At 74.6% G+C, this 587-nt stretch carries 1 protein-coding gene; it reads right to left on the reverse strand.

The genetic code is table 11. The features are described 5' to 3' along the window. Positions 1 to 497, reverse strand: a 497-nt coding sequence (locus tag AC27KI_RS26910; protein WP_487116966.1) for a metallophosphoesterase family protein, incomplete at its 3' end; no start/stop codon positions are given. Positions 498 to 587: the final 90 nt, after the last annotated feature.

A 587-nucleotide genomic window follows, 5' to 3' on the forward strand; every position in this document is an offset into this window, starting at 1 on the left:
GGCCGGTGCTCGGTGTCGCTCGTGGGGTGCACCACCAGCGGGTGGTGCGTGACCACGATGCGCCAGCGGTCGCGCGGGGCCGAGGCCAGGCGCTGCGCCACCGCGTCGATCTGAGCATGCGACAGGCTGCCGCGCTCGTGCCGCCAGGGCCGCGTGGTGTTCACCCCCACGGCCAGGAAGCCGTCCACGTCGCACACCGGCTCCAGGTCGCGCCCCCACCAGCGCTCGTAGCGGCGGTAGGCCCGGCCCAGCCGCTCCCACCAGGCGAACAGCGGCACGTCGTGGTTGCCGGGCATGACCAGCCGATGCGGCACGCCCAGGCCGGCGATGAACGCATGCGCCTGCTCGAACTGCTCGGCCGTGGCGCGCTGCGTGAGATCGCCCGACACCACCAGCAGCGACACGTCCAGCGTCTTGACCAGCCGGGCCACCGCCGCGCACACACGCGGGTCGTGCGCACCGAAGTGCAGGTCCGACAGGTGCATGAGAACGCTCATGGACGGTCTTCGGGGCGGGTGCCTCAGCCGGCCGCCAGGCCGGGTACCGCCACCGGGGCGCCCTCCGGAAGGGGCGGCCGGGGGGCGGGG

Source organism: Acidovorax sp. KPB24-03 (genome assembly GCF_057546605.1).